Source organism: Flavobacterium sp. NRK F10 (genome assembly GCF_024054235.1).
GTDB classification, from domain to species: domain Bacteria; phylum Bacteroidota; class Bacteroidia; order Flavobacteriales; family Flavobacteriaceae; genus Flavobacterium; species Flavobacterium sediminis.
Genome location: NZ_JAMXLC010000001.1, coordinates 2,554,491 through 2,573,178 on the forward strand (window position 1 = coordinate 2,554,491; position 18,688 = coordinate 2,573,178).

Genomic DNA, 18,688 nt, shown 5'->3' on the forward strand with positions numbered 1-18,688 from the left:
GATAGAGATTATTTCAAAAGCGTTTCACATACTTGTATTTACTTCCTGACTGTTAATCTCTTATTCAATATCAATAATTTTTTTGATGTCGCCTCTTATCCTTAGTTAAGTTGGGTTTATAGGCATTTTTTCATCATATGAAAACAGTATTAAAACAAGGATTATTAAGGGAAATAGCTTTTTCATGAAGCTGGTTTTTACAAAAACAAGAAGTTTTGTAAATCATCCTGTATAAAAAATATTTATAATTATTCAGGAATATTAACTTTGCAGAAAAATATTTTGAAAGACATCTTCCTGATAACACCTCCTTTTACACAGTTGAATACTCCGTATCCGGCCACTGCTTATTTAAAAGGTTTTTTGAATACACAAGAGATTTCTTCGTTCCAAATGGATTTAGGAATTGAAGTGATTTTAGCATTGTTTTCAAAGAAAGGGTTAGAAGATATTTTTCATTTAGTGTCCGTTCAGGCGGAGTCGAGAACTTTTTTTGAAGCTTATTCTGAAAACTCACAAAGGATTCTTGCTTTACAAACAGAATACATCAAAACCATAGATGCTGTAATCGCCTTCCTTCAAGATAAAAACCCTTCATTAGCCAGACAGATCTGCAGTGGTAATTTTCTGCCGGAAGCTTCTCGTTTTCAACAGCTCGACGATATGGAATGGGCTTTTGGAAACATGGGAATGCAGGATAAAGCGAAACATTTGGCCACGCTATATCTTGAAGATTTGTCGGACTTTATAGTTGAATGTGTTGATGAAAATTTTGGATTTAGTCGTTATGCCGAACGTTTGGGGCGAAGTGCCAATTCATTTGACGAATTGTATGAAGTTTTAAATACAAAACCAACTTACATTGATGAGATTACACTTTCGATCTTCAAAGATAAGATACTGACAATCCAACCTAAATTAGTTTGTTTTTCAGTGCCGTTTCCGGGAAATTTATACAGCGCTTTTCGTTGTGCTCAGTTTTTAAAAACCAATTTTCCCGAGATTAAAATAGCAATGGGAGGGGGCTTTCCCAATACTGAACTTCGCGATCTAAAAGACGAAAGAGTGTTTGAATTCTTCGATTTTATTACCTTAGATGACGGCGAATTACCAGTGGAATTATTGTATCGCAATAGTTGTCATTTCGACGAAGGAGAAATCGCATCAAAAGAATACAAAAGAACCTTATTGCTAGAAAACAATCAAGTAGTTTATAAAAACGATACAACATTACGCGATTACAAACAAAATGAAGTGGGAGCTCCTGATTATTCTGATTTATGGTTAGATAAATACATTTCAGTAATAGAGGTTGCCAATCCTATGCATAGTTTGTGGAGTGACGGTCGTTGGAATAAACTAACGATGGCACATGGTTGCTATTGGGGGAAATGTACGTTTTGCGATATTTCGTTAGATTATATTAAAGTTTACGAACCCGTTCATGCTAAGATTTTAGTCGACAGAATGGAAGAAATTATAGCACAAACAGATGAAACCGGATTTCACTTTGTAGATGAAGCAGCACCGCCGGCTTTAATGCGTGAATTAGCTTTGGAAATTTTACGTCGTAATCTGGTTGTGACTTGGTGGACGAATATTCGTTTTGAAAAAAGTTTCACTCGCGATTTGTGTTTTTTGCTGAAAGAGTCGGGTTGTATTGCCGTTTCCGGCGGATTGGAAGTTGCTTCCGATCGCTTACTGGAATTGATTAAAAAAGGTGTTACTGTAGAACAAGTGGCACAGGTTACCCGAAATTTTACTGAAAGCGGTATCATGGTTCATGCCTATTTAATGTATGGTTATCCTACGCAAACCGTTCAGGAAACTGTGGATAGCCTGGAAATGGTACGTCAAATGTTTGAACTCGGTATTCTACAAAGCGGTTTTTGGCATCAATTTGCCATGACGGCTCATAGTCCGGTGGGATTGAACCCGGAAGAATTTGGCGTAATTCCCGACGTAAAAGAGATATCATTTGCGAATAACGATATCCAATTCAAAGACAAAACCGGAATCAATCATGATAAATTTAGTTTCGGACTGAAGAAATCATTGTTCAATTACATGCACGGTATTTGTTTTGATTATGATTTACAAGATTGGTTCGATTTTAAAATTCCCGGAACAAAAATTCATCCGGACTATATTCATGATTCCATTACTAAAGAAGAGAATTTTAAAATAAGACCAAATGCAAGATTACTCTTTTTAGGCGCTATGCCAAGGGCTGAACACGTTAGAAAACAGAAAAAAGGTAGAGTTTTTGATAATTTGATGCTACATTTTGAGACCAAAAGCAATTCATTTTCAATAACTTTAGAAAAAGAACAAGGCGATTGGCTTTTAGAACAACTACCTTTGCTTACGCCATCGTCAAATCAGAAAGTATTGCTCTCTGAATGGAAAAACAGCTTTGACGAATGTTTTGATGACTTCGAATTATTTTGGTTTTCCAAACCCATGCAAAACCTAAGGATGGCAGGGCTTCTGGTCTTATAGCTATATTTATTTACCATAATTTGTATTTTTTTAGAACACGAAAACGTTTTCTTTTACTTAATTTTACAATTCTTTTTAAAAAAGTAAAATATGAGTAATCATTATAAGTTAAACGTAAACAACACTTTTCAGTTTGAGGCTGATCAGGAAAAAGTTTCTCATTTAGACGCAATTAGCGTAGAAGGAAACAAGTATCACGTACTTAAAAATCACACCCCTTTTCAAGTCGAAATGGTTTCGGCAGATTTTATCCGGAAAAACTATACAGTAAAGGTGAATAACAATACCTACACTGTAAAAATCGGAGACGAGCTGGATGCTCTTATCAAAGAGATGGGCTTCGAGATCGGAAAATCAAAACAGATCAATGCTATTAAAGCACCGATGCCGGGCTTAATTCTGGAGATTTCGGTTGAAGTCGGACAGGAAGTAAAAGAAAATGACCAATTACTGATCCTGGAAGCCATGAAAATGGAAAATAGTATTGCTTCGCCAAGAGACGGTGTTATCAAATCGATAACCGTTCAAAAAGGAAATGCAGTAGAAAAAGGACAATTATTAATTGAATTCGAATAAAAATAGAAACAAGGTGCAAGAACAAAGAAATGAGAAAGAGTGGCTCAAACAGCAGTCTTTTTTTTCAATGTAATACTCTTACATCTTTTATCTGAATAGAATATGAAAAAAATATTAGTTGCCAATAGAGGGGAAATTGCCCTTCGTGTTATGAAAACGGCAAAAAAAATGGGAATTAAAACTGTAGCGGTTTATTCTGTTGCCGATAGAAATGCACCTCACGTAAAATTTGCCGACGAAGCCGTTTGTATCGGGGAAGCCCCTTCTAACCAATCGTATTTAAGAGGAGATAAGATCATTGAAGTTTGTAAAGAATTAGATGTAGACGGAATTCACCCGGGATACGGATTTTTAAGTGAAAATGCCGATTTTGCTGAGTTAGCAGAAAAAAATAACATTACATTCATCGGGCCTAAATCAAAAGCGATCCATATTATGGGGAGCAAATTAGCAGCTAAAGATGCTGTTAAAGAGTACAATATCCCAATGGTTCCGGGATTGGATGAAGCTATTACAGACGTGGCAAAAGCCAAAGAAGTAGCGAAACAAATTGGTTTTCCTATCTTGATTAAAGCTTCTGCCGGAGGTGGCGGAAAAGGAATGCGTGTAGTAGAAAAAGAAAGCGAATTTGAATCACAGATGAATCGTGCTATTTCAGAAGCCACTTCAGCTTTCGGGGATGGTTCTGTATTTATTGAAAAATTTGTAACCTCACCCCGTCATATCGAAATTCAGATAATGGCAGATAGTCACGGAAATATTTTATACCTTTTCGAAAGAGAATGTTCCATTCAACGTCGTCACCAAAAGGTGGTGGAAGAAGCCCCTTCATCAGTATTGACACCGGAAATTCGCAAGGCGATGGGAGAAGCTGCTGTTAAAGTAGCGCAATCTTGTGATTATTTAGGAGCGGGAACGGTTGAGTTTTTATTAGACGAAAATAAAAATTTCTATTTCTTAGAAATGAACACACGTTTACAAGTAGAGCACCCGGTAACGGAATTGATTACAGGAATGGATTTGGTAGAAATGCAAATTCGTGTAGCTCGTGGCGAAGCACTTCAGGTAAAACAAGAAGACTTACAGATTAAAGGGCATGCTATGGAATTGCGAGTGTATGCGGAAGACCCGTTAAATGATTTCTTGCCAAGTGTAGGACATCTGTCAACCTATCAGATTCCGGTGGGGGATGGTATCCGTGTAGATAACGGTTTTGAACAAGGAATGGATGTGCCGATTTATTACGATCCGATGCTGTCAAAATTGATTACTTATGGGAAAACTCGTGAAGAAGCCATCCAAAGAATGAAAGAGGCAATCGATATGTACCATGTAGAAGGAGTAAGTACAACATTGCCGTTCGGAACATTTGTTATGGAGCATGAAGCCTTCAGAAGCGGAAATTTTGATACCAATTTCGTTAAAAAATACTATGACAGCGAAGTGTTAAAAGTACAAGCTGAGAAGGAAGCAGAAATAGCGGCATTAGTAGCTTTGAAACAATATTTAGAAGATCAGAAAATAGTTCGTTTACCTAATTAAGAAAAAAGGAACAAGAAGCAAGAAGCAGAGGTGATAAGTTTGAAATAAATTTTTTTCTCTTTTTCTCTTTTTCTTTCTTCTTTCATCTTAAAGAATATGGAAGATAAAATCAAATCATTACAAGATAAAATTGCCTTAGCCCAATTAGGAGGAGGCGAAAAAAGAATAGTATCCCAACATGCTAAAAAGAAATTAACCGCTCGCGAGCGTGTAACCTATTTATTAGACGAAGGCTCTTTTGAAGAAATCGGAATGTTAGTTACTCACCGTACGACTGATTTCGGTATGGAAAAAGAAACCTATTATGGTGACGGTGTAGTGACCGGTTACGGAACAATTAACGGTCGCCCGGTTTATGTTTTTGCACAGGATTTTACAGTTTTCGGAGGTTCGCTTTCAGAAACGCATGCTGAAAAGATATGCAAAGTAATGGATATGGCTTTAAAAACAGGAACACCAATGATCGGTTTAAATGATTCCGGTGGAGCACGTATTCAAGAAGGAGTTCGCTCATTAGGTGGTTATGCTGATATTTTCTATAGAAATGTACAAGCTTCCGGAGTAATTCCGCAAATTTCAGCTATTATGGGACCATGTGCCGGTGGGGCAGTATATTCTCCGGCAATGACCGATTTTACCATTATGGTGGAAAACAACAGTTATATGTTTGTAACCGGACCAAATGTTGTAAAAACAGTAACCAATGAAGAAGTAACTTCAGAAGAATTAGGAGGTGCAAGTACGCATTCTACAAAATCGGGTGTGGCACATATTACCTCTCCTAACGGAGTAGAATGTTTGGAAGATATCAAACGTTTGTTAAGTTACGTTCCGCAAAATAATAAAGAAACAACACCTAAATTACCATATACCTTAGGTGAAGAAATCCGTGAACAATTGGACACGATCGTTCCGGATAATGCCAATAAACCCTATGATATGCACGATGTGATCAAAGGGATCATTGATGAAGACAGTTTCTATGAAGTGCATAAAAACTTTGCAGAAAACATCATTGTAGGTTTTGCACGTTTAGGCGGAAGAAGTATAGGAGTTGTTGCCAATCAGCCTATGGTTTTAGCCGGATGCTTAGATGTAAATAGTTCGATCAAAGGAGCGCGTTTTGTGCGTTTTTGTGATGCGTTCAACATTCCGTTATTAGTGTTAGAAGACGTTCCGGGATTCTTACCGGGAACAGATCAGGAGTGGAACGGAATTATTACGCACGGAGCCAAGTTATTATATGCATTTAGTGAAGCTACTGTACCAAGAGTCACCGTAATTACGCGTAAAGCCTATGGTGGAGCTTATGACGTAATGAACTCAAAACACATTGGTGCTGATTTTAACTTTGCTTGGCCAACAGCCGAAATTGCGGTGATGGGAGCAAAAGGTGCTTCAGAGATTATTTTCAAAAAAGAAATTAGCGAAGCGGCTGATCCGGTAGCGAAATTAGCAGAAAAAGAAGCAGAATATGCTGAGTTATTTGCTAATCCGTATAGTGCAGCTAAACGCGGATTTATTGATGAGGTAATTTTACCGAATCAAACGCGTAGAAAATTACTAAAAGCATTCAGTATTTTAGAAAATAAAGTGGTAGACACACCAAAAAGAAAACACGGAAACATTCCGTTGTAATCTATAAAGACTGTCTCAAAATTTGTCATTTCAAACCGATTTTCTAAGAGCTTTAATTTTTTAAAGAATAGAATTTCAAAAGAAATAACTCTTTTTTGAGGCAGTTTTTTTATGCCTGATATTTATCATTTTTTGTCCTATAAAACCGAATTATCTTGCAAAGACAAAATTGATGTAAAAGTATGAAGGTAGAACAAATTTACACCGGCTGTATTGCACATGCTGCGTATTATGTAGAAAGCAACGGAGAAGTAGCAATTTTTGACCCTTTACGTGAAGTGCAACCTTATATCGATAAAGCTGCAAAAGATAACGCAAAAATTAAATATGTTTTTGAGACGCATTTTCATGCTGACTTTGTTTCGGGACATTTAGACTTAGCCCATAAAACCGGTGCAACTATTGTCTACGGGCCAACGGCCAAACCGGGATTTGAAGCACATATTGCCTCTGATGGTGAGGTTTTTCAATTGGGTAAGTGCCAAATCAAGGCAATTCATACTCCCGGACACACATTAGAAAGTACGACTTATTTATTAATTGATGAAACAGGGAAAGAACATGGGATTATTTCCGGTGATACTTTGTTTATTGGCGATGTAGGTCGTCCGGATTTAGCCCAACATGTTATTGCAGATCTGACTCAGGATAAATTAGCACGAATGTTATACCATTCGTTACGCGAAAAAATTATGCCTTTGGCAGATGATCTCATAGTATACCCTAATCATGGTGCAGGAAGTGCTTGTGGTAAAAAAATGAGCAAGGAAACTACCGATACTTTAGGGAACCAAAAGAAAACGAATTATGCCCTTCGTCCGGATATGACAGAAGATGAATTCGTAAATGAATTATTGAATGGATTGGTAATGCCACCGGGATATTTTCCTAAAAATGTGGTGATGAACCTTAAAGGATACGAATCTTTAGATGAGGTTTTAAAACGTGCTAAAACACCATTGTCGGTAACTGAATTTGAAAAAGTGATCCAACAAGAAGATACACTGATCTTAGACACGAGAAATGCTTCTGATTTTTCCGCTGCTTTTATTGCTAAAAGCTTAAATATCGGAATCGATGGGAGTTTTGCCATGTGGGTTGGCGAAATGATTTCAGATATTAATCAGAAAATTGTATTAGTGACCGATTCGGGAAGGGAAGAAGAATGTATGATCCGTTTATCTAGAGTAGGATATGACCATACCATCGGGTATTTAAAAGGAGGGATAGAACAATGGCGTAAAGAAGGAAAACCGGTTAGTGAACAATCTCGTATTTCGGCAGAAGAAATGCAGGAAATGATGACTTCAGTTGATTCTGTTTTAATAGATATCAGAAAGAAAAGTGAATATGATGCAGAGCATGTGGAAGGTTCAATTAATATTCCTTTGAACCGATTGTATCAATCATTGGATCAATTTCCGAAAGATAAATTCGTTATCCTTTTCTGTGCCGGCGGATATCGTAGTATGATTGCGGCATCTATTTTACGCCAAAACGGCTTTACTAATTTTGTCGACGTAATCGGAGGTTTTAAAGAAATTGCAGAGAGGACAACTATTCCGTGTTCGGAATATGTATGTCCTACTACATTATTATAATTGGGTTGTTGATAGAAGGAGTTTTGGCCCGAAGATTCTAAAGAATTTCGGGCCGGATTCTTTTAAAACTTAATGAGGGTTGTTTTTGTGGAAATTTATTTATTACCTTGCCACTTCAATTCTTAAACAATGAAAAGGCTATTTGTAGTAGTATGTTTGTTGGTCAGCATTCAGTTGATCTGTGCCCAAGAACTAAAACACAAGGTTAGTTCCGGAGAGACAGTCTATGGAATAGCAAAAAAATACAAGGTCAAAGAAAAAGATATTTTTGATGCTAATCCTTCTATAAAAGAGAAGCCATTAGCCATAGGAAAGGTATTGACTATACCGGTAAAAGAGGATCAGTCTTCTGTTTTGGTTGTTCCGCAGACACATACAATTGCTAAAGGAGATTCTTTTTATAGCATAGCCCGAAAATACCAATTAAAAGTATCTGATTTACAGTTGTATAATCCTGATTTAAAAGCAGAGGATCTGAAAATAGGAGACGTTGTAAAACTCAAATCAGATCAGTATGTAATAGCTGATGAAGAAACCGGTACATCGAATAATTCTGTTGTAGAGATCCCGGATTCAAATGAGGAGGACGACGATCAGGATTTGATCCATGAAGTAGAACCAAAAGAAACACTATACCGAATTGCTAAAAAGTACCATACCTCAGTTAAGGAATTAAAAAAGTTGAATCCGGAGGTAAAACGCAATTTACCAATAGGCTATCATTTAATTATTAGAAAAGGAGAATCATCCATTTCTACAACAATTGAAGAGATTGCAGTAGTGCCTGAAGAGAAAGAGGATATTGTTTCAGAAACCGGGAATGAGGCAGAGGTTTCAGATAAAGCAACTATTCTGATCTCCAAGGCATCGGGATATTTAGGGGTACGTTATCGTAGCGGAGGTACCACAACAGCAGGTTTTGACTGCTCGGGATTAATGTGTACTACTTTTAGAGAAGTTGATATGGAATTACCACGTTCTTCTTACGAAATGGCTCGATATGGTTTTAAAGTAGATAAAACTGAAGCGCAAAAAGGAGATCTTATTTTTTTCTATACTACCAGTAAAAGTCGGATCAGTCATGTGGGAATGATTACGGAAGTAACGGATCATGATATAAAATTTATTCATTCATCTACGTCAAGCGGTGTTACCATTTCGTCTTTAAGTGAGGCATATTATAAAAAGAGGTTTGCACAGATCAGCAGGGTACTGAACTAACGTTTGATCGGAATCCATACTTCTTCCTGGCTTTCCGGATGGTCATTTTTATACAGATCACCCAAAACTTCAAAGTGTGGACTGTCATCTACGGTGTAACCGTTTTCTGGTATCCATTCGCCAAAGATATATTGAGAAGTCTTTACAAAATCGGCATGTGTTCCTTTGTGTAGAAAAACAGCATAATCGCCTTCAGGAAGTTCAAAAGTCTTAAAACCTTCCGGAACCCGATAAAAATCTTTAACTTCTACTAAAGCATATTTGGTAAACTCAGTAAAAGGAGTGAATTCCTGCAGAGTTTTGAAATCATAAACCTGTAAAGAGAATAAATCGGCAGAAACAGCATTGTGAATTTCCTTTAGTCTGGGCATTAATTGTTTCCAGATAGTTGCTGTTTTATCCTCAGCTAAAGAGGTGGTGGTTGAAAAACCGATTAATTTTTTAGCTTTTGTTGTTTCGATTCGTAAAAACATAGGTTTAATTTTTTTCAAAAATAAAAAATCCTCACCAAAAATGATGAGGATTTCGGATTGAAAACTATGGATTAACTAATAAAGCTAATCTTATGAAAAAGAACTAATGTCTTATTATAAACTGATAAATTTCGTCTTTTAAGCTAACCCGCTCAATTCTTAAATTATTTAACACGTTGTCTGAAGTTGGCTCAGTATCAGTTTCAATGCGATAAATAGATTGCTCTAATTCATCATAGGTTTCAAATAATTTTTTAAAGTGGGCATTCGTTGCTTTTAAAGACGTTATCCTTTCTGAAAATTCAGGGAATTCATCTGATAAATTATGTTTGGTAATCATATTCGGGTTACGATTTGTTTAGGTCAAAAGTAAGTGTAACGATCAATATAAGATATGATATTTATCATGTATCAAAAAAAATCCTTGCTTTTTGGCAAGGATTTTCTATAAATATATCAGCTTTTTTATTTAATTCAAGGTTGTCGGTTCGGCATAAAGGTCAAATTCCGTAGCATCAATGATTGTAAGGTCAATAAAATCACCGGTTTTTAAATAAAATTTGGAAGCGTCAACCAAAACTTCATTATCCACATCCGGACTGTCAAATTCTGTTCGGCCTATAAAATATTGTCCTTCTTTACGGTCAATTACACAACGAAACGTTTGACCGATCTTTTCCTGATTCAATTCCCATGAAATTTGCGCCTGAATATCCATGATCTCATTAGCGCGCTCACGTTTTACTTCTTCAGGTACATTATCTTCTAATAGATAGGCGTGGGTATTTTCTTCATGCGAATAGGTAAAGCAGCCTAAGCGTTCAAAACGCATTTCCTGAACCCAGTTCTTCAAAATTTCAAAATCTTCTTCAGTTTCACCCGGATAGCCAACGATCAAGGTTGTACGAATGGCCATTCCCGGAACAGCTTTTCGAAACTCTTTTAACAAATTAGTTGTTTTTTCGTAGGTAGTTCCGCGACGCATTGATTTCAAAATATTGTCTGAAATATGCTGTAAAGGAATATCTAAGTAATTACAGATCTTAGGTTCGCGTTTCATGAGCTCTAAGACATCCATAGGAAAACCGGTAGGAAAGGCATAATGCAAACGAATCCATTCAATACCTTCTACTTTAACTAAAGCCTCTAAAAGTTCGGCAAGATTTCTTTTTTTGTATTGGTCTAAACCGTAATATGTTAAATCCTGAGCGATTAAGATCAATTCTTTGACTCCGTTCTTTGCTAATTTTTCAGCTTCTATAACTAATTTTTCAATCGGAGTAGAAACGTGTTTTCCTCGCATTAAAGGAATAGCACAAAAACTACAAGGTCTGTCACAACCCTCAGAAATTTTCAGATAAGCATAATTTTTAGGAGTAGTGGTTAAGCGTTCTCCGATTAATTCATGTTTATAGTCAGCTCCGAGTGCTTTTAATAATAGTGGTAGTTCCGTTGTTCCGAAAAATTGATCCACATTTGGAATTTCTTTTTCTAAATCGGGTTTGTAACGTTCTGACAAACATCCGGTAACAAACACTTTGTCAACCAAACCTTGTTCTTTTTTATCGGCATATTCTAAGATCATATTAACCGATTCTTCCTTTGCATTGTCAATAAAACCACAAGTATTGATTACAATGATATTCCCTTCGTCATTTGTTGCTTCATGTGTGACTTCTTTACCATTAGCTTTCAATTGTCCCATTAAAACTTCGCTATCGTAAACGTTTTTGGAACAACCTAGTGTAACTACATTGATTTTATTTTTCTTTAATGATTTGGTTCTCATAGAATTAAAAAATTAGTTTCGCTCTGTTAAACCGAAAGAATTGAGCGGGTGCAAAATTACGTAAAAAACTGAAAAGCAAGCTAATCTTTTCTAAAAAAGAAACCCGACAGGCAAATTGCTGTCGGGTTTAAAGTGTATCTTGTTTTGTCTTATTAAAAGTTGATCGAATATGTTAGTGTAACATTGTTTTGTGTAGTTCTTATTCGGGCTGTATCGTTCATCCCTGAAGAAATTAAATATTGATTGTAATTTCTATGAGCATTGGAATAAGCCAGGTCTATTCTGCTTTCCCCGAAACTATAGCCAAGTCCTCCGGTATATCCTGTTAGATCTCCCATAGCATAATCTACTTTATACGGGCTTTCTTCAAAACGATAACCGGCTCTGAAACTCCATTGTTTGAATTTATATTCACCACCTACACGAACTTCAATAGCGTCTGTTAATAAGTTACTGTTAGCCATATTCAGATTTTGGTATACATCTTCATTTTTCGGTTTAAACTCAATACTACTGTAGTCTTTATAAGAAACATCAGCACTGATTAGTCCTTTTTGTCCGAAAATATAAGCGGCACTACCTGTCCATTTACTGGGTGTTTGTACTTTATAAACCGGATAAATGTTCGTGATATTCGGATAATAGTAATCGTGGTAGGTTGTAGAACCATCATTAGAAAAAGCATCTATAGATTGTGTTAACTCATCTCGCAGTCTGTACCAAGTTGGCGATTCATAAGCAGCACCAACTCTTAAAGCGTCTGTTACTTTTACAATAGCTCCTAAGTTAAAGGAAAATCCGGTTCCATAAGTATATACTTCATTATCAAAGTAAATAGCCTGAACTCCTAAATTAGGGTTATTGTTATTACTTTCATATAGATTAGTTGTTCTTACATAATCTGTGAAGTGAGCATTTAAGTTTAACCCGATGAATAAACGGTCTTTGTAAGAAGTAGCAAAGTTTCCGGTTACTTTACCGTTAAAACCGCTAGTTGTAATATAATTTTCCTGGTAATAACTTCCGGGAGGAACATTGCTTGTGTAAGTATTAGCTCCGGCAGAAGTAGGATCAAACAAATATGTTTGATAACCAAGGAAAGCTTGTTGCCCGCCAAAATTCAGATCGTAATAATTTGAATTGGATAAAGTGGATTCAGGAATTCCTTGTGCATAATTTAAAAAATAATTAGAAATAGAGTTGTTAGGATTTGTTCCGGCGATAAAGATTTCATTGTCAAAATCATGGGTGTTTTCATAATTTAACCCTATTGAGAACTTTTTCCAGTCACTGGCGTTATCTGTATTTTTAAAAACTAAAACCGCTCCTGCCTGATTAATATCAAGGGTGGAGTTGTTTTCTTTTGTACTTAGGCCAAAATAGTTGGATTTATTGCTGGTATTGTAATTACTAGCTGAAAAACTGGCATAGTTGTTATTAAAAACAGCACTTCCCGCTGGATTCACATTAAGAGCAGATAGATCACCGCCTACGGCACCGAAAGCCCCACTCATAGCTCTGAAACGAGCTGTTCCTGTTAAATCTTGTATCGCATATCGCAATCCGTCTTCTTGTCTTATTTCTTGGGCATGACTGAATAAACCCAATAAAAAAATGGATGATAATAATATTTTTTTCATAGCCTATACTTTCAAAATTAAATTAACGACCACGTCCTCCGCCACCAGAACGTCCACCACCACTAAAACCGCCGCTGGAACGACTGCCTCCGAAGCCTCCGCTGGATCTGCTACCGCCATAACTTCCGCTTGAACTTCTCGGAGTAGAGTAGTTGGTGCTGCGAGTGCTGGAACTTCTTGTAGGAGTAGAATAATTATTTCGGGTCGAATTGGTATTGGTTCGACTATTGCTGTAAGTATTTCTGGAACGAGAATTACTGGTTGAATAAGTATTTCTGCTTCCTGAACTTCTGTTTAGGTTAACATTACGACCAGTGCTGTAGCGACCGCCGTTGCCATAATAATAATTACTACCACCTCTAGGACCGCTGTTGTAAACAACGTTTCTATGATAATATCCTCCATAATAGTAAGGATAACCATAGCCATAGCCATAATATGGGTAATAACCACCGCCATACCATCCTGGACCATACCATGAATTCCAACCCCAACTTACACCCCAGCTAGGTCCGTACCATGAATTCCAACCCCAGTACCAACTAGGATTGTAGTAACCGCCGTACCATCCGCCGTAATAAGGGTAATACCAACTGTTCCAACCATACCATCCGTTGTTGTAATAATTTATAGTTACATCATGGTCATTGCTCCCCCAACCGGCGTATTGATTAGAATCATTGTAGTTATTTTTGTAAACCGTTACAACTGTGTCATTCTCTTGAGAAGAGTATTGGTCAACATCAGTGAAGTAATCGTATTGTTGCTGATATTCATCTTGCATGAAACGGAATTTTTGAGCATAAGCTTCACCGTTTTGATCTGCTTCCGAATCATTATACTGTACTGTCTCTTGTCTGGGTTCATCATTTCCGTAAATTGCATCGTTATCATAATAGGATGAATTTTGGTAGGAACCGCATGAAACGACAAAAACAGCTAATGCTCCAAGTGAAAAGATCATTTGGATTTTGCTGGAAAAATGTAGTTTAGTTTTCATAACGCGTTTTTTTTATTGTCGGACATTACAAATTTAGTTAGTTTTGTCGAATAATTTACTTAAGATTTAGTTAAACAACTTTTATGCCAAAAAAATAATAATGAGCAAAAATTTAACAACAAGAGCGGAAGATTACTCAAAGTGGTACAATGAGTTAGTGGTTAAGGCAGATTTGGCTGAAAACTCAGGAGTAAGAGGTTGTATGGTTATTAAACCTTACGGATATGCTATCTGGGAAAAAATGCAATCAGAATTAGATAGAATGTTTAAGGAAACCGGGCATCAAAATGCTTATTTCCCGTTGTTTATACCCAAATCTTATTTTAGTAAAGAAGCCAGTCATGTAGACGGATTTGCAAAAGAATGCGCTGTTGTAACGCATTATCGTTTGAAAACAGGTGAGGACGGAAAATCGATTGAGGTGGATCCTGAGGCTAAATTAGAAGAAGAATTGATCGTTCGTCCTACTTCAGAGACAATCATCTGGGATACCTATAGAAAATGGATTCAATCTTATAGAGATTTACCTATTTTGGTAAACCAATGGGCTAATGTAGTGCGTTGGGAAATGCGTACTCGTTTGTTTTTACGAACAGCAGAGTTCTTATGGCAAGAAGGGCATACGGCACATGCTACGGAAAGAGAAGCTATAGCGGAAGCAGAGCAAATGATGAATGTGTATGCTGATTTTGCGGAGAATTTTATGGCTATTCCTGTAGTGAAAGGCGTTAAAACGGCTAATGAGCGTTTTGCAGGAGCTGTAGAAACATATTGTATCGAGGCCTTAATGCAAGATGGAAAAGCACTTCAGGCAGGGACGTCACATTTCTTAGGACAAAATTTTGCCAAAGCTTTTGATGTGAAATTTGTGAATAAAGAAGGGAAACAAGATTTTGTATGGGCAACCTCATGGGGAGTTTCTACTCGTTTAATGGGGGCTTTGGTAATGACCCATTCTGATGATAACGGATTGGTTTTACCTCCGAATTTAGCTCCGATCCAAGTAGTTATAGTTCCGATCCATAAAAATGATGAACAGTTGGAGTCGATTTCGAACCAGGTAAATGAATTAGTTAAAGAGTTACGTAAGTTAGGTATTTCGGCTAAATATGACGACAGAGATACTCAACGTCCGGGCTTTAAATTTGCAGAGTATGAATTGAAAGGTGTTCCGGTACGTTTAGCAATAGGACCTAAAGATTTAGAGAACGGAACTTATGAAGTAGCCAGAAGAGATACTTTGTCAAAAGAAACTGTCTCTAAAGAAGGAATTGCAGTGTATATCCAAAATTTGTTGGAAGAAATCCAGGAAAATTTGTTCACAAAAGCATTAAATTACAGAGATACTCATATTACTGAAGTAAATTCTTTTGAAGAATTTAAGGAGGTTTTAGAGAACAAAGGAGGTTTTGTATCAGCACATTGGGATGGTACTACGGAAACAGAAGAAAAGATTAAAGAATTAACAAAGGCTACGATTCGTTGTATCGCTCTGGATAGAGTGGAGGAAGCTGGAACTTGTGTTTATACAGGGGCTCCTTCAAAAGGGAGAGTACTTTTTGCAAAGGCATATTAATTTTTTTTGAAAAATTTTCTTTGAGGTCTTGCAGGAATAAAAATTAGATGTATCTTTGCAACCGCAATGAGAATAATGGTCCGTTCGTCTAGGGGTTAGGACGCCAGGTTTTCATCCTGGTAACAGGGGTTCGATTCCCCTACGGACTACAAAGTTCATCTCAGGCCCGTTCGTCTATCGGTTAGGACGCCAGGTTTTCATCCTGGTAAGAGGGGTTCGATTCCCCTACGGGCTACAAATTAGTTGTAAATAAGTTTTATAAAATAAAAGTCAAGTGTCTCTGATTTTTGTTTTATTAGTTAAAACCAAAGTGATTGTTCTTCAATTGTGGGAGGTTTTTCTTTTTTAACTAGTAGTTTATAATAATTATTACAATTAAAAAGAATTAAAATGGCAAATCATAAGTCAGCTCTAAAAAGAATTAGAAGTAACGAGAAAAAAAGAGTTTTAAACAGATATCAGCATAAAACTACACGTAATGCTATCAAAGCAATCCGTTTAGCTACTGATAAAGCTGAGGCTACTGCTAAATTACCAAGTGTAATTTCTATGATTGATAAATTAGCTAAGAAAAACATTATTCATGTAAATAAAGCAGCTAATTTAAAATCTAAATTGACAAAACATGTTACTGCTTTGTAAGAAATAAAATTACTATTAAACTTGAAGCCTTCCTTTCGGAAGGCTTTTTTTATACATTATTTTTATGTTATTTGTAATTTACTGGATTACTACATAGTGTTTTATCCAAAAATAAAGCGTACTTTTGCACCTTGAAAAATTTATCGCATGACTCCGATTAGAAATATTGCAATTATAGCACACGTTGACCACGGCAAAACAACCTTGGTTGACAAAATCATGTATCACTGTCAATTGTTTAGAGATAACGAAAGTACAGGTGAGTTAATATTAGATAACAATGACCTTGAAAGAGAAAGGGGAATTACAATTGTTTCTAAAAACGTTTCAGTAAATTATAAGGGAACAAAAATCAATATCATTGATACTCCGGGCCACGCCGATTTCGGAGGAGAAGTAGAACGTGTATTGAACATGGCTGATGGGGTATTACTTTTAGTAGATGCTTTTGAAGGGCCTATGCCGCAAACACGTTTCGTGTTGCAAAAAGCAATCAGTCTTGGTTTGAAACCTTGTGTTGTGATCAACAAAGTAGACAAAGAGAACTGTACACCGGAAGAAGTACACGAAAAAGTTTTTGACCTGATGTTTGAATTAGGCGCGGAAGAATGGCAGTTAGATTTCCCGACAGTTTACGGTTCGGCTAAAAATAACTGGATGTCGGAAGACTGGAAAAATCAAACAGAAAATATTGAGCCTTTATTGGATATGGTATTGGAGCATATTCCGGAACCGAAAGTTTCAGAAGGAACGCCTCAGTTATTGATTACATCCTTGGATTTCTCATCTTTTACAGGTCGTATCGCAATCGGTCGTTTGCAAAGAGGAGAATTGAAAGAAGGACAAAATGTTTCTTTGGTAAAACGTGACGGTAAAATAATTAAATCAAAAATTAAAGAATTACATACTTTTGAAGGTCTGGGGCGTAAGAAAGTAGAAAAAGTAGTAGCAGGTGACATTTGTGCCCTTGTAGGATTAGAAGGATTTGAGATCGGTGATACCGTTGCTGATTATGAAAATCCGGAAGCATTGCAAACTATTGCTATCGACGAGCCTACAATGAGTATGTTATTTACAATCAATGATTCTCCGTTCTTTGGAAAAGAAGGTAAGTTTGTTACTTCTCGTCATATTAAAGAACGTTTAAACAAAGAATTAGAAAAAAACTTAGCATTGAGAGTTCATGAAACGGATTCGGCAGATAAATTTATGGTTTTCGGTCGTGGGGTATTGCACTTATCTGTATTGATTGAAACAATGCGTCGTGAGGGATATGAATTGCAAATCGGCCAGCCGCAAGTTATCATCAAAGAGATTGATGGTGTAAAATGCGAACCGGTTGAAGAGTTAACAGTAGATTTGCCAGAGAATGTATCAGGTAGAGCAGTAGAGTTTGTAACAGTTCGTAAAGGCGAAATGTTAAGTATGGAACCAAAAGGAGATCGTATGGTGATTAAGTTCAACATTCCTTCTCGTGGTATTATAGGTTTACGTAATCAATTGTTAACAGCTACTGCCGGTGAAGCTATTATGACACACCGTTTTATTGAGTATCAACCGTTTAAAGGAGAAATACCGGGACGTTTAAGTGGTTCTTTAATTTCAATGGAGAACGGAAAAGCTATTCCTTACTCTATTGATAAATTACAGGAAAGAGGTAAGTTCTTTGTTGATCCTAATGAAGATATTTACGAAGGACAAGTAATCGGTGAAAATTCACGTGGTGACGATATGGTGGTGAATGTAACTAAAACGAAAAAATTGACTAACGTTCGTTCATCCGGTGCTGATGATAAAGCAAGAATTGTTCCTGCGATCAAATTTTCATTGGAAGAAGCTTTGGAATACATCCAAAAAGATGAATATGTTGAAGTTACACCAAAATCACTTCGTTTAAGAAAGATTTACTTGAATGAAAATGATCGTAAAAGATACAAAATAGATTAAGAATTTTAGAAATTACTATAGAAACCACGAATTTGTAAACTTTGTTTGATTCGTGGTTTTTTATTTTAGAAAATATGGAGATAAAATTAAAATTCGGATTTGATGAATTGCTTTTCGGGATGAAGCAAAATCATGTTGAAACACTTTACGGAAAAGCTGATTTTCAATATAAAGATGAGGAACAAAATGTTATTTTAGGGTATAACGATCTGAAATCCCGGTTGACATTTTATGAAGAAGAAGGTTTTCGTTTGGGATATATTACCATTTCAAATCCGGAGGCAGTATTGTTCGGAGAAAAGGTAATGGGTAAAAGCCGGGAAGAGGTTTTACAAGTATTAAAAGCGAATAAGATTACCCAATGGGAAACGGAAGTGAATGACGGGGTTACGATGCTTTTCAATGAAGAAAACTGGGTTTTTCTGCATTTTGATTACGGAGTGTTGGTTACAATTGAAATAGGAGCAGTATTTACGCAAAAGGATGAATTTGACTGGAAATTTAAAGCTTAGTCAAGCTTATAAATAAAAAAAGCTCTGAA

The 18,688-nt window shown here is 36.4% G+C and carries 15 protein-coding genes and 2 tRNA genes; 12 read left to right on the forward strand and 5 right to left on the reverse strand.

Features of this window, described 5'->3' with window-relative positions; translation table 11 throughout:
• The first annotated feature begins 282 nt into the window (after nt 1–282).
• The 6 genes from NHF50_RS11525 to NHF50_RS11550 all read left to right on the forward strand — a co-directional run bounded on the left by NHF50_RS11525 (nt 283) and on the right by NHF50_RS11550 (nt 9,080).
• Nucleotides 283–2,502: a radical SAM protein gene (locus tag NHF50_RS11525; protein ID WP_252776555.1), complete on the forward strand. Its 2,220-nt coding sequence runs from the start codon at nt 283–285 to the stop codon at nt 2,500–2,502.
• Between the two features lie 90 nt (nt 2,503–2,592).
• Nucleotides 2,593–3,078, forward strand: coding sequence for an acetyl-CoA carboxylase biotin carboxyl carrier protein subunit (locus NHF50_RS11530; RefSeq protein ID WP_109569803.1), 486 nt, complete (start codon nt 2,593–2,595; stop codon nt 3,076–3,078).
• Nucleotides 3,079–3,180: 102 nt separating this feature from the next.
• A complete protein-coding gene (gene accC / locus NHF50_RS11535) occupies nt 3,181–4,620 on the forward strand; it encodes an acetyl-CoA carboxylase biotin carboxylase subunit (protein ID WP_252776557.1) in 1,440 nt (479 codons plus the stop codon).
• A 96-nt stretch (nt 4,621–4,716) separates the two neighbouring features.
• Nucleotides 4,717–6,258: an acyl-CoA carboxylase subunit beta gene (locus NHF50_RS11540; RefSeq protein ID WP_252776560.1), complete on the forward strand. Its 1,542-nt coding sequence runs from the start codon at nt 4,717–4,719 to the stop codon at nt 6,256–6,258.
• 182 nt (nt 6,259–6,440) lie between these two features.
• A complete protein-coding gene (locus tag NHF50_RS11545) occupies nt 6,441–7,859 on the forward strand; it encodes a rhodanese-like domain-containing protein (RefSeq protein WP_109569806.1) in 1,419 nt (472 codons plus the stop codon).
• 129 nt (nt 7,860–7,988) lie between these two features.
• On the forward strand, nt 7,989–9,080 hold the full coding sequence (locus NHF50_RS11550) for a C40 family peptidase (protein WP_252776562.1): 1,092 nt from the start codon (nt 7,989–7,991) through the stop codon (nt 9,078–9,080).
• Here the strand turns inward: NHF50_RS11550 and NHF50_RS11555 are convergent.
• The 5 genes from NHF50_RS11555 to NHF50_RS11575 form a co-directional block, all read right to left on the reverse strand.
• Nucleotides 9,077–9,553 (reverse strand): GyrI-like domain-containing protein, encoded by a 477-nt coding sequence (locus tag NHF50_RS11555; RefSeq protein WP_252776565.1) that lies wholly within the window; start codon nt 9,551–9,553, stop codon nt 9,077–9,079. The genes NHF50_RS11550 and NHF50_RS11555 overlap by 4 nt on opposite strands.
• A gap of 103 nt (nt 9,554–9,656) precedes the next feature.
• Nucleotides 9,657–9,893, reverse strand: coding sequence for a YdcH family protein (locus NHF50_RS11560; RefSeq protein ID WP_109569809.1), 237 nt, complete (start codon nt 9,891–9,893; stop codon nt 9,657–9,659).
• 129 nt (nt 9,894–10,022) lie between these two features.
• Nucleotides 10,023–11,342, reverse strand: a complete 1,320-nt coding sequence (rimO, locus tag NHF50_RS11565; RefSeq protein WP_252776567.1) for a 30S ribosomal protein S12 methylthiotransferase RimO — start codon at nt 11,340–11,342, stop codon at nt 10,023–10,025.
• A 152-nt stretch (nt 11,343–11,494) separates the two neighbouring features.
• Nucleotides 11,495–12,982, reverse strand: coding sequence for an OmpP1/FadL family transporter (locus tag NHF50_RS11570; RefSeq protein WP_109569811.1), 1,488 nt, complete (start codon nt 12,980–12,982; stop codon nt 11,495–11,497).
• Between the two features lie 22 nt (nt 12,983–13,004).
• The gene (locus NHF50_RS11575; protein ID WP_252776570.1) at nt 13,005–13,982 is read right to left on the reverse strand and encodes a hypothetical protein; all 978 of its coding nucleotides are present in this window, start codon (nt 13,980–13,982) and stop codon (nt 13,005–13,007) included.
• Between the two features lie 100 nt (nt 13,983–14,082).
• Here NHF50_RS11575 and proS point away from each other — a divergent pair, with 100 nt between their 5' ends.
• The 6 genes from proS (at nt 14,083) to NHF50_RS11605 (ending at nt 18,659) form a co-directional block, all read left to right on the forward strand.
• Entirely contained in the window at nt 14,083–15,558 is a 1,476-nt protein-coding gene (gene proS, locus NHF50_RS11580; RefSeq protein WP_252776571.1) for a proline--tRNA ligase, read from the forward strand.
• 77 nt (nt 15,559–15,635) lie between these two features.
• A tRNA-Glu gene (locus NHF50_RS11585) sits at nt 15,636–15,707 on the forward strand.
• A 14-nt stretch (nt 15,708–15,721) separates the two neighbouring features.
• Nucleotides 15,722–15,793, forward strand: a tRNA-Glu gene (locus NHF50_RS11590).
• A gap of 155 nt (nt 15,794–15,948) precedes the next feature.
• A complete protein-coding gene (gene rpsT, locus NHF50_RS11595; RefSeq protein WP_109569814.1) occupies nt 15,949–16,200 on the forward strand; it encodes a 30S ribosomal protein S20 in 252 nt (83 codons plus the stop codon).
• A 147-nt stretch (nt 16,201–16,347) separates the two neighbouring features.
• On the forward strand, nt 16,348–18,147 hold the full coding sequence (gene typA / locus NHF50_RS11600) for a translational GTPase TypA (protein WP_109569815.1): 1,800 nt from the start codon (nt 16,348–16,350) through the stop codon (nt 18,145–18,147).
• 74 nt (nt 18,148–18,221) lie between these two features.
• Nucleotides 18,222–18,659: a hypothetical protein gene (locus NHF50_RS11605; protein ID WP_109569816.1), complete on the forward strand. Its 438-nt coding sequence runs from the start codon at nt 18,222–18,224 to the stop codon at nt 18,657–18,659.
• Nucleotides 18,660–18,688: the final 29 nt, after the last annotated feature.

Coding starts and splice junctions, on each gene's coding strand:
- typA (WP_109569815.1), top strand. CDS start 16,348: ATGACTCCGATTAGAAATATTGCAATTATAGCACACGTTGACCACGGC.
- rpsT (WP_109569814.1), top strand. CDS start 15,949: ATGGCAAATCATAAGTCAGCTCTAAAAAGAATTAGAAGTAACGAGAAA.
- NHF50_RS11545 (WP_109569806.1), top strand. CDS start 6,441: ATGAAGGTAGAACAAATTTACACCGGCTGTATTGCACATGCTGCGTAT.
- NHF50_RS11570 (WP_109569811.1), bottom strand. CDS start 12,982: ATGAAAAAAATATTATTATCATCCATTTTTTTATTGGGTTTATTCAGT.
- NHF50_RS11550 (WP_252776562.1), top strand. CDS start 7,989: ATGAAAAGGCTATTTGTAGTAGTATGTTTGTTGGTCAGCATTCAGTTG.
- rimO (WP_252776567.1), bottom strand. CDS start 11,342: ATGAGAACCAAATCATTAAAGAAAAATAAAATCAATGTAGTTACACTA.
- NHF50_RS11530 (WP_109569803.1), top strand. CDS start 2,593: ATGAGTAATCATTATAAGTTAAACGTAAACAACACTTTTCAGTTTGAG.
- NHF50_RS11605 (WP_109569816.1), top strand. CDS start 18,222: ATGGAGATAAAATTAAAATTCGGATTTGATGAATTGCTTTTCGGGATG.
- NHF50_RS11555 (WP_252776565.1), bottom strand. CDS start 9,553: ATGTTTTTACGAATCGAAACAACAAAAGCTAAAAAATTAATCGGTTTT.
- NHF50_RS11575 (WP_252776570.1), bottom strand. CDS start 13,982: ATGAAAACTAAACTACATTTTTCCAGCAAAATCCAAATGATCTTTTCA.
- proS (WP_252776571.1), top strand. CDS start 14,083: ATGAGCAAAAATTTAACAACAAGAGCGGAAGATTACTCAAAGTGGTAC.
- NHF50_RS11560 (WP_109569809.1), bottom strand. CDS start 9,893: ATGATTACCAAACATAATTTATCAGATGAATTCCCTGAATTTTCAGAA.
- NHF50_RS11540 (WP_252776560.1), top strand. CDS start 4,717: ATGGAAGATAAAATCAAATCATTACAAGATAAAATTGCCTTAGCCCAA.
- accC (WP_252776557.1), top strand. CDS start 3,181: ATGAAAAAAATATTAGTTGCCAATAGAGGGGAAATTGCCCTTCGTGTT.